The organism is Polymorphospora sp. NPDC050346 (assembly GCF_040655695.1).
GTDB classification, from domain to species: domain Bacteria; phylum Actinomycetota; class Actinomycetes; order Mycobacteriales; family Micromonosporaceae; genus Polymorphospora; species Polymorphospora lycopeni.
Genome location: NZ_JBFAKM010000010.1, coordinates 99,787 through 111,436, shown reverse-complemented (window position 1 = coordinate 111,436; position 11,650 = coordinate 99,787). Strand labels below are relative to the sequence as shown.

Below are 11,650 nucleotides of genomic sequence, written 5' to 3'. Positions count from 1 at the left end.
CCATTCGCTCGCCACGCTCGCTCATGCCGAACCGTCCAAGGTCTCGTGTGCCTGCCGGACCAGCGGGACGACCTGCGCCCCGATCCCCTCGAAGCCGGGGCCGACCGTCTGCCCCCGCACGTACCGGTAGTGCACGCCCTCGAGGATCACCGCGAGCTTGAAGGCGGCGAAGGCGAGATACCAGCGCAGGCCGCTGGTGTCGCGGCCGGATCGGCGCGCGTAGTGCGCGGCGATCTCGGCCGGGTCGGGGTGACCGGGTACGGCGAGCGCGGGGCGGGTCGGGCCGTCGGCGGCGGGCATCGGCCGGTCGGCGTAGATCAGCATCAGTGCCAGGTCGCTCAGCGGGTCACCGAGGGTCGACATCTCCCAGTCGAGCACCGCGCGAATCCCGCCCTCCGGGCCGATCAGCACGTTGTCCAGCCGGAAATCGCCGTGCACGATCGTGCCGGCGCCGCCGGCGGGTACGGCCGCGGCCAGCCGCTCGTGCAGGTGGTCGATGCCCGGCACGTCGCGGCCGCGCGAGGCGTCGAGCTGGCGCTTCCAGCGCCGGACCTGCCGGTCGTTGTAGCCCTGCGGGCGGCCGAAGTCGGCCAGCCCCACCTCGGCCGGCGGGACGGCGTGCAGGTCGGCGAGCACCTCCACCAGGGCGAGCACGAGGGCGCGTACCCGGTCCGGACCGAGCCGTTCCAGCTCGGCGGGGTCCCGGTGGATGACGCCGTCGACGTGTGCCATCAGGTAGAAGGGGGCGCCGAGGACTGCCGGGTCCGGGCAGAGGAGCACCGTCGGCGGTACGGGGAAGCCGGGCGGCCCGAGCGCGCTGAGTACCCGGTATTCCCGGGTCATGTCGTGTGCGGTGGCCAGGACGTGTCCGAGTGGTGGGCGGCGCAGCACCCACCGCGACGTCCCGTCGGTCACCGCGTACGTCAGGTTGGACCGGCCACCGACCAGCAGTTCGGCCCGCAGGTGCCCGGCGACCAGGCCCGGGGCATGCCGGTCGAGGTGTTCGCGGAGCCGGTCGAGGTCCAGACCGGGCGGCCCGCTCATGCTGCCCGCCCGCTCATGCTGCCGGCCCGCTCATGACGCCGGCTTGCCGCGCTCGCCCATGACGGCTCCCTCCGCGCCGGGCCGGACGTGGGTGGGCGCCGACTCGTGGCGCTGTTGCAGGCGGTTCATCGCGCTCAGCCACCGGTCCGGGTCGCTGGCCCGGTGGAGATAGAAGTCTGCCACTTCGGGGTGCGGCAGCACCAGGAAGCGGTCGTCGGCCATCGCCGCCAGCACCGAGTCGGCGACCTGGTCGGCGGTGAGCGCGCCGTCGTCGAGCAGCGCGCCGCCCATCGGCCCGGAGCGGGCCAGCATCGGGGTGCGTACGCCCTGCGGGCAGAGCGCCTGGACGACGATCCCCCGGTGCTCGTAGCTGGCCCGCAGCCATTCGGCGAAGCCGAGCGCGGCGTGTTTGGTGACCGAGTACGGCGCGTTGCCGAGCATGGTCAGCAGCCCGGCGGCGGAGGCGGTGACCAGGAGCCGGCCCTGCCCGTCGGCGAGCCAGCGGGGCAGCAGCGCGCGGGCGGCGTGGACCTGGGACATGACGTTGACCCGCCAGGCCGTCGTCCAGACCTCGACCGGGGCGTCGGCTCCCCCTTCGGGAGCGATGCCGACGTTGGCGCAGAAGAGGTCCAGGCCGCCGAGTTCGGTCCAGACCCGGTCGACGAGCCGGTGGACGAAGTCGGGGTCGGCGGCGTCGCCCGCGACGGCGAGGGCGCCGGTCCGGGCGGCGACGGCTTCGGCGGCGGCCGGGTCCAGGTCGTTGACGACGACCCGGGCACCGGCGGCGACGAAGCGTTCGGCAAGGGCGGCCCCGATGCCCGACCCGCCGCCGGTGACCACCACCACCGCGTCGGTGAGGTCGAGGCCGACCGGGGTCATCCGGCGGCCCGGTCGGCGACGGTCAGTCCACCGTCGACGATCAGGGTCTGGCCGGTGATCCAGGCGGCGTCGGGGCCGGCGAGGAAGGCGACGGCGGCGGCGACGTCGGCCGGTTCGCCGAGCCGGCCGAGCGGGTATCCGGCGGCGACCTCGGCCTCGCGCCCCTCGTAGAGGGCGGCGGCGAAGCGGGTCTTCACCACCGCCGGGGCGACCGCGTTGACCCTGATCCGGGGCGCCAGTTCGACGGCGAGCGCGGCGGTGAGCTGGTTGAGCGCGGCCTTGCTGATGCCGTAGAAGGCGATGCCGGCGGCGGGTTTGAACGCGGAGACCGAGGAGAGGTTGACCACGGCACCGCCGTGTTCGCCGAAGCCGGCCGCGCGGGCCTGCTGGACCCAACCGAGCGCGGCGAGCACGTTGACCTCCATGATCTTCCGGGCCGCGCCGAGGTCGAGTTCGGTGAGCGGCCCGTACACCGGGTTGGTGCCGGCGTTGTTGACCAGGATGTCGAGCGGGCCGAAGGTGTCGGTCGTCTCGGCGACGGCCCGCGCCCGGTGTTCGGGGTCGTCGGCCGCGCCGGGGACGCCGTGGGCCACCGCCGGGCCGCCGAGGGCGGTCACCGCCTCGGCGAGCGGCGCCGCCTTGCGGCCGGTGATCACGACCCGGGCGCCCTCGGCGACGAGGCGTCGGGCGACGGCCAGCCCGATGCCGCGACTGGCGCCGGTCACCAGGGCCACCCGACCGGCGAGGCGACCGTCGACCGGATGCTCAGATTTTGCAGTCACAGTGCTGATTTTAGGAACGCCCGCCCGGCCCGTCAATCACCGTGACGATTCCCACCCGGGATTCGATGGACAGCGGACTCAAAGTAAGCGCACTCTTGGTGCACATTGATGCTCCGGAGAGGACGTCTGAAGCCATGCCCGAAGCCGTCATCGTCGCCGCCGCCCGCTCCCCGATCGGCCGTGCCAACAAGGGTTCCCTGACCGACGTACGCCCCGACGACCTGGCCGCGACGATCGTGCGGGCCGCCCTGGACGCCGTACCGCAGCTCGATCCACGCCAGATCGACGACCTCGTGCTCGGCACCGGGCAACCCGCCGGCGAGCAGGGCTACAACCTGGGCCGGGTCGTCGCCGTCCTGCTCGGCCTCGACCACCTGCCCGGCACCACGGTCAACCGCTACTGCTCCTCCTCGCTGCAGACCACCCGGATGGCGTTCCACGCGATCCGGGCCGGCGAGGGGGACGTCTTCGTCTCGGCCGGGGTCGAGGCGGTGTCCCGCTACGCCCGCGGCCGCGGCGACGGGCTGCCGGAGACCACCAACCCGCGCTTCGCCCGGGCGATGGAACGGACCGCGGAGCGGGCCGGGATGCCGGGCGCGGCGCCATGGTGTGACCCTCGCGCGGACGGCGGACTGCCCGACGTCTACGTCGCGATGGGGCAGACCGCGGAGAACGTCGCCCAGCTGCACGGGGTGAGCCGGGCCCGGCAGGACGAGTTCGCGGTCCGCTCGCAGAACCGCGCCGAACAGGCGATCGCCGCCGGCTTCTGGGCCCGCGAGATCACTCCGGTCACCCGCCCGGACGGCACCGTGGTCACCGCCGACGACGGCCCGCGCAAGGGGGTCACCCGGGAGGCGGTCGCCGCGCTGAAGCCGGTCTTCCGCCCCGACGGCACGGTGACCGCCGGCAACTCCTGCCCGCTGAACGACGGCGCGGCGGCGCTGGTGGTCATGTCCGACGTTCGCGCCCGGGAACTGGGCATCGCGCCGCTGGCCCGGATCGTCGCCACCGGGCTGTCCGCGCTGTCCCCGGAGATCATGGGGCTCGGCCCGGTCGAGGCGTCCCGGCAGGCCCTGGCCCGGGCCGGGATGTCCATCTCCGACGTCGACCTGGTGGAGATCAACGAGGCGTTCGCGGTGCAGGTGGTGGCCAGCGCCGACCAACTCGGCATCGACGAGGACCGGCTGAACGTCAACGGCGGGGCGATCGCCGTCGGCCACCCGTTCGGGATGACCGGTGCCCGCATCACCACCACCCTGCTGAACTCGCTGAGCTGGCACGACAGGACCATCGGCCTGGAGGCCATGTGCGTCGGCGGCGGCCAGGGCATGGCGATGATCGTCGAGCGGCTGCGCTGAGGCCACGACACCCGCCGGCCGCCCCCGGGTGCGCGGCACCCGGGGACGGCACCGACGGGTCAGACGGACGGGATCCCGTTCGCGGGCGGGGCCGGCGGCGCCTCCGGATACTCGTTGACCGGGCCGCCGCCCGAGTCGGTCTCGTAGGTGGGGCCGAAGTAGTCCTGCTTCCCCTGCTCCACCTTGATCATCCGCATGCCGCCGTACCCGGAGTGGTTGTCCTTGGCGAACCGCAGCGGCGCCAGGCCGGGCCCCTTGAAACCGCCCCGCTCGATCGCGTCGATCAGGCCCTGCCGGGTCAGGTCCTCGCCGGCGGCGAGCAGTGCCTGCACGAAGAGGTAGCCGACCGACATGCCGTAGACGATGTTGCCGTCGAACGCCGCACCGCCGTTGCGCTCATCGTTGATCTTGCGGAAGAGCGCGGTCCACGGGTCGTCGGTGGCGGCGGCCGAGGGCAGGTAGTTCACCCCGAGCATCCCCTCCAGCAGCCCCTTGGCGTCACCGAGCTGGGCGGCGAGCGTGGTGTAGTCACCACCCACGCCGGAGACCAGCCACGTCGGCGCGAACCCGATCCGGGCCGCGGTGCCGATCGACAGCGCGGTGAACCCCGGCACGGTGGCCAGGACGACGACCTGGCAGCCGCCGGCCTTCAGCTCACCGATCTGCGGCGCGACGTTGGTGTTGCTGGTGACGTACGTCTGCTTGACCGCCACCGCGGTCGCGCCGAGCACCTGTTCCACGCCGGCCAGGCTGTCCTGGCCGAAGTCGTCGTCCTGCCCGAAGAAGCAGACCTTCTGCCCGGCGAGGTTGTTCCTGACGTACGTGGCGAGGATCTTGCCCTCGACGGTGTAGTCGGTGTTGAAACCGAAGGTGTACGGGTAGCGGTCCGGCGCGTTCCAGGCCCGGCTGCCGGAGGCGACGAAGAGGTCCGGCACCCGGCTGGTGTTGAGGAAGTCCAGCACGCCGCTGTGCGGCGGGGTGCCGAGCCCGTTGAGGATGGCGAAGACCTTGTCCTGCAGCACCAGCTCGCGGACCACCTGCTGGGTGGTCGCCGGGTTGTAGCCGTCGTCCATGATCTTGTAGTTGATCTTCCGGCCGTACACCCCGCCGTTGGCGTTGACGTGGTCGAAGTACGCCTTGGTGGCCGGCGCGATCTTCGAGTAGCCGGCCGAGGCCGGCCCGGTCAGCGGCATGTGCGTGCCGACCAGGATCTCGGTGTCGGTGACACCGGGGACCGCCGCCCGGTCCGGGCCGGCCCCGTCACCGCCACAGGCGGCCAGTGCGGTGACCAGTACGGCGCAGGCGGCGATCGCGAATGCGCGGTGCGCGATGCGGTGCATCGTCCGACCTTTCTCGATCCGACGGTGGTCCGCTGGACCGTTGACGAGGGGTGGGTGGTGATGGTGGTGGAGCGGGCGCGTGCGCTGTCGGCTCACCGCCCGGTCGGCACCCGCCACCGGGCACCGACGAACCGGCCGGCGCGGCGCAGCAGACCCTGCACACCACCCGGCGCGGCGATCATCACGACGACCAACGTGACTCCGAAGATCGCCAGGGAGAGGTTTCCGTCCAGCCGCTGCGCGACGGCCGGCGGCGGGTCCACCAGATCCGTGATCATGTGGGTCGCCGCCGGAAGGGCCACCAGGAGCAGGGCACCCCACAGCGCGCCGGCCAGGCTGCCGAGCCCACCGATCACGATGGCCATCAGCAGGTACAGCGACAGGGTCAGCGAAAAGGCGCCGGGCGAGACGCTCTGCGCCAGCACCGCCAGCAGGCCGCCGCCGAGACCGGCGCAGCCCGCGCTGACCACGAAGGCCAGCACCTGGGTACGGCCGACGTGGATGCCGGCGAGCCGGGCCGCCACCTCGTCGTCGCGGACCGCCCGCAGGTTGCGGCCGAACCGGCTGCGGGTCAGGTTCGCCAGCAGCACCAAGGTCAGCAGCGCCCCGGCGACGGCGATCCATGCCTGCCAGCGCTCGTACGGGAAGTAGGGTCCGAGCGCCTCCGGCGCGGGCGCCAGGTGGACCGGCAGCCCCTGCTCGCTGTTGAGGACGCCCCGGAAGGTGGTGGTCAGCGCCGGCACGACGACCGCGACGGCGAGCGTGACCCCGGCCAGGTACGGTCCGCGCAGCCGGGCGGCGGCCGCGCCGATCACCGCACCGGCGGCGACCGTCACCACCACCCCGAGGGCGAGTGAGAGGAGCAGGTATCCGCCGCCGGGCCGGCCGGCGTCGGCGAGCGCGTTCTGGGTCAGGGCCACGGTGTAGGCGCCGGTGGCCATCAGTGCCCCGTGGCCGAGGGAGAGCTGACCGTTGAGTCCGGTGAGGACGGTGAGCCCGGCGGTCGCGCACAGGTACGCGGCGACCGTCGCCAGCTGGTAGTTGCGGAACGGCTCCAGTGCCCCGGTGAGGACGAAGAGCCCGGCTCCGGCGACGACGGCCAGCAGCAGGTGCCGCAGCAGGGTGGAGCGCGGCAGCGGACCCGTCCGCCGGGTGGTGGGCGTGGTGAGTGGTCGGAGAATGGTCACACCTGCCTCGCTCTGCCGGTGGTGAACAGGCCCGCCGGGCGCAGCAGCAGCACGGTGAGCAGCAGGACCAGGACCGCCAGCGGGGTGGTGTCGCTGCCGACGTACCCGCTGACGTAGGACAGGATCAGCCCGACCGCCAGCCCGCCGACGACCGCGCCCGGTGGGGAGTCCAGGCCGCCGACCACGGCCGCGGTGAAGGCCGAGACGAAGACCAGGTCCATCGCGTGCGGGTGCAGGCCCAGCTCGGTCGGGATGACCAGCAGCCCGGCCAGGGCGCCGACCGCGGCGGCGAGCGCCCAGCCGAGGGTCAGCATCCCGGCCACGTTGACCCCGAGCAGCCGGGAGACCTCGGGGGCGAAGGCCGAGGCGCGCATCCGCAGGCCGACCGGGGTGTAGGTGAACAGCAGGGCGAGACCGGTCACCACCACGGCGACGGCGCCGAAGACGAAGAGGTCGTACCGCGAGAGCAGGGCCAGGTCGCCCAGCGTGAGCGGGTCGCGGGAGAACGGGGTGCCGACCGGCCGGAACTCGTTGCCGTAGAGCATCCCGAGGACCGCGTGCACGAGCAGGATCAGGCCGAGCGCGACGATGACCGCGTTCAGCGGCGCCCGGTGGTCGACGAACCGCATCACGCCGCGTTCGACGGCGGCGCCCAGCAACAGCCCGCCGCCGAGCGCGGCGACGAACCCGAGCCAGTACGAGCCGGTCGCGGCGGTGACGCTGTAGGCGACGTAGCCGGTGGCGACCGCCATCGCGCCCTGGGCGAAGTTGACCACCCGGGCGGCTCGCCAGATCAGCACCAGGGCGAGGGCGAACGCGGCGTAGACCGCGCCCCGGCTGAGGCCGTCGACGGTGAGGAAGACGAAGCGTTCCATCGGCTGGCCCCTCCTAGAAGCCCAGGTAGGCGTGCCGGAGGTCGTCGTCCGCACGCAGCCGGGCGGCGTCGGCGGTCACCACCACCTGCCCGAGCGCGAGAACGACGCCGTCGTCGGCGACGGACAGCGCGCCACGTACGTTCTGCTCGACCAGGAGCACGGTCAGACCGGTCCGGTCACGCAGGTCGCGGAGCAGCGCCATGATCTGGGCGGTGACCTTCGGGGCGAGGCCGAGCGACGGTTCGTCGAGCAGCAACAGCCTGGGGCGGGCGACCAGGGCCCGGCCGAGGGCGAGCATCTGCCGCTCACCGCCGGAGAGCTGGTGCCCGCTGGCCCGCCGCCGCCGGGCCAACGGCTCGAAGAGTTCGTACACCTCGTCGAGGGCGCGTTTCGCGTCGGCCCGGTCCCGGCGCCAGAGCCCGCCGAGGCGCAGGTTCTCCTCGACGGTCAGCTCGGTGACCACGCCCCGGCCTTCGGGGACGTGGGCCATCCCCCGGCGGACCAGCCGCTCGACCGGGGTCGCGCCGATCTCCTCACCAGACAGGACGATCCGGCCACCGGTGGGACGGATCAGCCCGGACAGGGTACGCAGCAGCGTGGTCTTTCCGGCCCCGTTGGCACCGAGCACCGCGGTGATGGTGCCGGTGCGGATGGTCAGGTCGATGCCACGCAGGACCGGGGCGGCGCCGTACCCGGCGGTGAGCCCCCGCACCTCGAGCAGCGGAACAGCACGACGCTCGCTCATGCCGCCGCCTCGCTTCGCTCACCAGCGGCATGAGTCAACACGGAGCCGACCAATCGCTCGCTCCGCTCGCTCATGCCGCCGCCTCGCTTCGCGTGCCGTCCTTGTCGGAGCGGTCCGCGCCGTCCGAACCGGACGGTCCGGACGGGTCGTCGACGCCCAGGTATGCCTCGGTCACGGCCGGGTCGGCGCGGATCTGGTCCGGGGTGCCGGTGGCGACCACCCGGCCGAAGTCGAGCACCATGATCTGGTCGCAGACCGACATCACCAGGTCCATGTGGTGCTCGACCAGCAGCACGGAGCAGGGTTCGTCGGTGTCACGGTGGCGACCGGCGCGCCGGGGCAGGCCGCTGACGAGTTCCCCGAGTTCGGCGATCTCCTCGACGCCGAGGCCGCCGGCCGGCTCGTCGAGCAGCAGCAGCCGGGGCCGGGCGGCCAGGGCGCGGGCCAGCGCGACCCGTTTGCGTAGCCCGTAGGGCAGGGTCGCCGGTAGCGCGTCGGCGTGGCCGGCGACGCCGAGTTCGTCGAGCAGTTCGAGGGCGTCGGCCCGCAGCCGGCGCTCCTCCCGGTCGCTGCGCCGCAGTCCGAGCAGCGCGGACAGGAATCCGGCCCGGGCGGAGCCGGTGGCGCCGGCCATCACGTTCTCGGCGACGGTGAGGCCGGCGAAGAGCCCGACCCCCTGCAGGGTACGGGCGATGCCGAGCCGGGTGAGCCGGTCGGGGCGCGGGTGCAGCGGCCGCCCGCGCAGGGTCAGTGACCCGGCGGCCGGGCGGACGAAGCCGCAGATCACGTTGAACAGGGTGGTCTTGCCGGCGCCGTTCGGGCCGATGACGCCGACGACCTGGCCGGGTGGCACCCGCAGGGAGACGTCGTCGAGGGCGACGAGGCCGCCGAACCGCACGCCGATGCCGTGCAGGGCCAGGCCCTCGCCGGGCACCGGCCGCGCGATCGTGGTGTCGGCCATCGGCCCTCCTCCCCCGCTCACGCTCGTTCCGGTCCGGAAACTTTTTGCACTGCCACTGCTTTTTACACTGGCAGTGTACTTTTCATACGGGGCTCGTCAATACCTCGTTACGAACGGGTGACCCGGGGATCACGCCGGCGGCAGGTCGACCAGGCCGGCCAGCGCGGCCCGGTGCCGGTCGGCCGTGCCGAACGCGACGGCGGCCGTCCGGGCCCGCTTCAGGTACAGGTGGGCCGGGTGCTCCCAGCTGAACCCGAGCCCGCCGTGGAGCTGCACGCACTCCTCGGCGAGGCGGACCGCGACCGGTCCGCAGTGCGCCTGGGCCAGCGCCGCCGCCACCCGCGCCTCGGAGTCCGGCCCCGCACCGGGATCGGCCTCGGCGAGCACGTCGACGGCGTACCGGGAGACCGCCCCGGCCTGGGTGACCTCGACCCAGGCGTCGGCGAGCCGGTGCCTGAGCGCCTGGAACTGCCCGATCGGGCGGCCGAACTGGTACCGGGTCCGGAGATGGTCGACCGCCGCCGAGAGGCACCACCGGGCGATCCCGTGCTGCTCGGCGGCGAGCAGGACCGCCCCGGCGGCCAGCCCCCAGTGCACCGCCTGGGCCGCCCGGCGTCCGGTCGCGACCCGGTACGCCGGCACCGTGTCGAGGGTGATGTCGGTCAACGCCCGGGTCTGGTCCAGCGACACCACCGGTGACCGGTCGACCCCGGCGCCGGCCGCCTCGACGACCCACAGCGCGTCCACGGTCGGGACCAGCAGCAGGTCGGCACCGCCGGCATCGGCGACGCCGGGTACCGCGCCGGTGAGCCGGCGGCCGTCGGCCGCGACGGCGGGCCCGAGGGCGGGACCGGGCGGGGTGTCGACGGGCAGCACCAGCACCGCCCGGCGGGTGCCGTCCGCGAGCCGGGCGAGCCAGTCGTCCGCGGCACAGGCCAGCAGCGTCTGGGTGGCGACCACCGCGCTCGCCAGGTAGGGCACCGGCGCCACCGCCCGTCCAAGCTCCTCGCAGACGACCGCGTTCTCCCGCAGCCCGCCGCCACCGCCGCCGAGCCGTTCGGGGATCGCCAGCCCGGCCAGCCCCATCTCGACGGCGAGCAGCGACCACAGCACCGGGTCGGTGGGCCGGCCCTGGTTGGCCAGCACGACCTGCCACGGGACGCGCTCGGCGAGCATCGCCCGTACGCTGTCACGCAGGTGCGTCTCCACCTCGTCGTACCGCGGGTCGACGCTCATCGGGGAACGTCCCGCCAGGCGGTGTCCCGGTCGGCACGGGGTCCGGCGGGCAGCCCCAGAACGCGCTCGGCGATGATGTCGCGCAGGATCTCGGAGGTGCCGCCCTCGATGGAGTTGCCCCGGGCGCGCAGGTAGCGGTAACCGGGGGTGCGGCCGAGCATGTCGACCCGGTCCGGCCGCCGCATCTCCCATCCGTCGTAGCGCAGCCCGTCCGCGCCGAGCAGGTCGAGTTCCAGGCCGGAGACCGCCTGGGTGAGGGTGGCGTAGGAGAGCTTGACCGCCGACCCCTCCGGGCCCGGGTCCCCGGCGGCGGCCTGTCGCCGCACGAGCATCCCGGTCAGCCGGACCGCCTCGGCCCGGACCCAGAGCCGGACCAGCTCGTCGTGCAGCCCGGGAGTACGCCGGTCGGGGCGCTCCCGCCAGGCCCGCGCGAGTACGCCGATCATGCCGCCCTCGCGCGGGGCCGGCCGGCCGCCGATGGCGACCCGTTCGTTCATCAGGGTGGTACGCGCCACCCGCCAGCCCTGACCGACCTCGCCGAGGCGCAGCTCGTCGGGGAGCCGTACGTCGGTCAGGAAGACCTCGTTGAACTCGGCCTCGCCGGTGAGCTGCCGGAGCGGGCGGACCTCCACACCGGGCGCGGTCATGTCGCAGACGAAGTAGGTCAGGCCCTGGTGTTTGGGCAGGTCCGGGTCGGTCCGGGCGAGCAGCAGCCCCCAGCGGGCGCGGTGGGCCATGGAGGTCCAGACCTTCTGCCCGTTGACGATCCAGCCGTCGGTGCCGGTCACGCGGGCCGCGCGGGTGGCCACCGAGGCGAGGTCGGAGCCGGCGCCGGGCTCGCTGAAGAGCTGGCACCAGATCTCCTCGCCGGTCCACAGCGGCCGCAGCAGCCGCTCACGGAGGGCGGGGCCGCCGTGCCGGAGGATGGTCGGCGCGGCCATGCCGAGACCGATCCCGTTGCGGTGGGGTGCGTTGTCGGGGGCGCCGGCCGCGGCGAACGCCGCGTCGACCAGCGGTTGCAGTTCGCGGGGCGCGTCGAGGCCGCCGAGGCCGGCCGGGTGGTGGACCAGGGCCAGCCCGGCGTCGAACCGGGCCCGGAGAAATCCCGTACGGCCCAGCGTGCCGGGGTCGTGCCCGGCCAGGAACTCGGCCACCAGGCCGGGCAACCGGTCCTTCCACACGCCTACCTCCCGCATGACTAGTTGCACTGAGGGTGCAATATATGACCGACGACCGACCGCCG

General features: G+C 73.7%; 11 protein-coding genes. 1 reads left to right on the top strand and 10 read right to left on the bottom strand.

The genetic code is table 11. The features are described from left to right. Nucleotides 1-21: 21 nt before the first annotated feature. The 3 genes from AB0I42_RS13080 to AB0I42_RS13070 are packed head-to-tail and all read right to left on the bottom strand — an operon-like array spanning nucleotide 22 to nucleotide 2,705. On the bottom strand, nucleotides 22-1,044 hold the full coding sequence (locus AB0I42_RS13080; protein WP_357536964.1) for a phosphotransferase family protein: 1,023 nt from the start codon (nucleotides 1,042-1,044) through the stop codon (nucleotides 22-24). Nucleotides 1,045-1,074: 30 nt separating this feature from the next. Further along, complete coding sequence (locus AB0I42_RS13075) at nucleotides 1,075-1,923, bottom strand: SDR family oxidoreductase (RefSeq protein ID WP_357536963.1); 849 nt, start codon at nucleotides 1,921-1,923, stop codon at nucleotides 1,075-1,077. Further along, nucleotides 1,920-2,705, bottom strand: coding sequence for an SDR family oxidoreductase (locus AB0I42_RS13070; RefSeq protein ID WP_357536961.1), 786 nt, complete (start codon nucleotides 2,703-2,705; stop codon nucleotides 1,920-1,922). The genes AB0I42_RS13075 and AB0I42_RS13070 overlap by 4 nt, the downstream gene beginning before the upstream one ends. Nucleotides 2,706-2,839: 134 nt before the next feature. Between AB0I42_RS13070 and AB0I42_RS13065 the strand changes: the two genes are divergently transcribed. Next, nucleotides 2,840-4,063 carry an acetyl-CoA C-acetyltransferase gene (locus tag AB0I42_RS13065; RefSeq protein ID WP_357536960.1) on the top strand — a complete coding sequence of 408 codons (1,224 nt, stop codon included), beginning with the start codon at nucleotides 2,840-2,842 and terminating at the stop codon, nucleotides 4,061-4,063. A gap of 59 nt (nucleotides 4,064-4,122) precedes the next feature. On the opposite strand, the gene AB0I42_RS13060 is transcribed toward AB0I42_RS13065, so the two are convergent. From AB0I42_RS13060 to AB0I42_RS13030, 7 genes are all read right to left on the bottom strand, one after another. After that, a complete protein-coding gene (locus tag AB0I42_RS13060) occupies nucleotides 4,123-5,403 on the bottom strand; it encodes an ABC transporter substrate-binding protein (protein WP_357536958.1) in 1,281 nt (426 codons plus the stop codon). A 92-nt stretch (nucleotides 5,404-5,495) separates the two neighbouring features. Next, nucleotides 5,496-6,584 (bottom strand): branched-chain amino acid ABC transporter permease, encoded by a 1,089-nt coding sequence (locus AB0I42_RS13055; protein ID WP_357537156.1) that lies wholly within the window; start codon nucleotides 6,582-6,584, stop codon nucleotides 5,496-5,498. Nucleotides 6,585-6,586: 2 nt separating this feature from the next. Then, the gene (locus AB0I42_RS13050) at nucleotides 6,587-7,465 is read right to left on the bottom strand and encodes a branched-chain amino acid ABC transporter permease (protein WP_357536957.1); all 879 of its coding nucleotides are present in this window, start codon (nucleotides 7,463-7,465) and stop codon (nucleotides 6,587-6,589) included. Nucleotides 7,466-7,478: 13 nt separating this feature from the next. Next, on the bottom strand, nucleotides 7,479-8,210 hold the full coding sequence (locus tag AB0I42_RS13045; RefSeq protein WP_357536955.1) for an ABC transporter ATP-binding protein: 732 nt from the start codon (nucleotides 8,208-8,210) through the stop codon (nucleotides 7,479-7,481). Between the two features lie 70 nt (nucleotides 8,211-8,280). Beyond that, on the bottom strand, nucleotides 8,281-9,171 hold the full coding sequence (locus tag AB0I42_RS13040) for an ABC transporter ATP-binding protein (protein WP_357536953.1): 891 nt from the start codon (nucleotides 9,169-9,171) through the stop codon (nucleotides 8,281-8,283). 129 nt (nucleotides 9,172-9,300) lie between these two features. After that, the gene (locus AB0I42_RS13035) at nucleotides 9,301-10,407 is read right to left on the bottom strand and encodes an acyl-CoA dehydrogenase family protein (RefSeq protein ID WP_357536951.1); all 1,107 of its coding nucleotides are present in this window, start codon (nucleotides 10,405-10,407) and stop codon (nucleotides 9,301-9,303) included. Next, complete coding sequence (locus AB0I42_RS13030) at nucleotides 10,404-11,603, bottom strand: acyl-CoA dehydrogenase family protein (protein ID WP_357536950.1); 1,200 nt, start codon at nucleotides 11,601-11,603, stop codon at nucleotides 10,404-10,406. The genes AB0I42_RS13035 and AB0I42_RS13030 overlap by 4 nt, the downstream gene beginning before the upstream one ends. Nucleotides 11,604-11,650 lie beyond the last annotated feature (47 nt).

Coding starts and splice junctions, on each gene's coding strand:
- AB0I42_RS13080 (WP_357536964.1), bottom strand. CDS start 1,044: ATGAGCGGGCCGCCCGGTCTGGACCTCGACCGGCTCCGCGAACACCTC.
- AB0I42_RS13075 (WP_357536963.1), bottom strand. CDS start 1,923: ATGACCCCGGTCGGCCTCGACCTCACCGACGCGGTGGTGGTGGTCACC.
- AB0I42_RS13065 (WP_357536960.1), top strand. CDS start 2,840: ATGCCCGAAGCCGTCATCGTCGCCGCCGCCCGCTCCCCGATCGGCCGT.
- AB0I42_RS13060 (WP_357536958.1), bottom strand. CDS start 5,403: ATGCACCGCATCGCGCACCGCGCATTCGCGATCGCCGCCTGCGCCGTA.
- AB0I42_RS13050 (WP_357536957.1), bottom strand. CDS start 7,465: ATGGAACGCTTCGTCTTCCTCACCGTCGACGGCCTCAGCCGGGGCGCG.
- AB0I42_RS13045 (WP_357536955.1), bottom strand. CDS start 8,210: ATGAGCGAGCGTCGTGCTGTTCCGCTGCTCGAGGTGCGGGGGCTCACC.
- AB0I42_RS13040 (WP_357536953.1), bottom strand. CDS start 9,171: ATGGCCGACACCACGATCGCGCGGCCGGTGCCCGGCGAGGGCCTGGCC.
- AB0I42_RS13035 (WP_357536951.1), bottom strand. CDS start 10,407: ATGAGCGTCGACCCGCGGTACGACGAGGTGGAGACGCACCTGCGTGAC.
- AB0I42_RS13030 (WP_357536950.1), bottom strand. CDS start 11,603: ATGCGGGAGGTAGGCGTGTGGAAGGACCGGTTGCCCGGCCTGGTGGCC.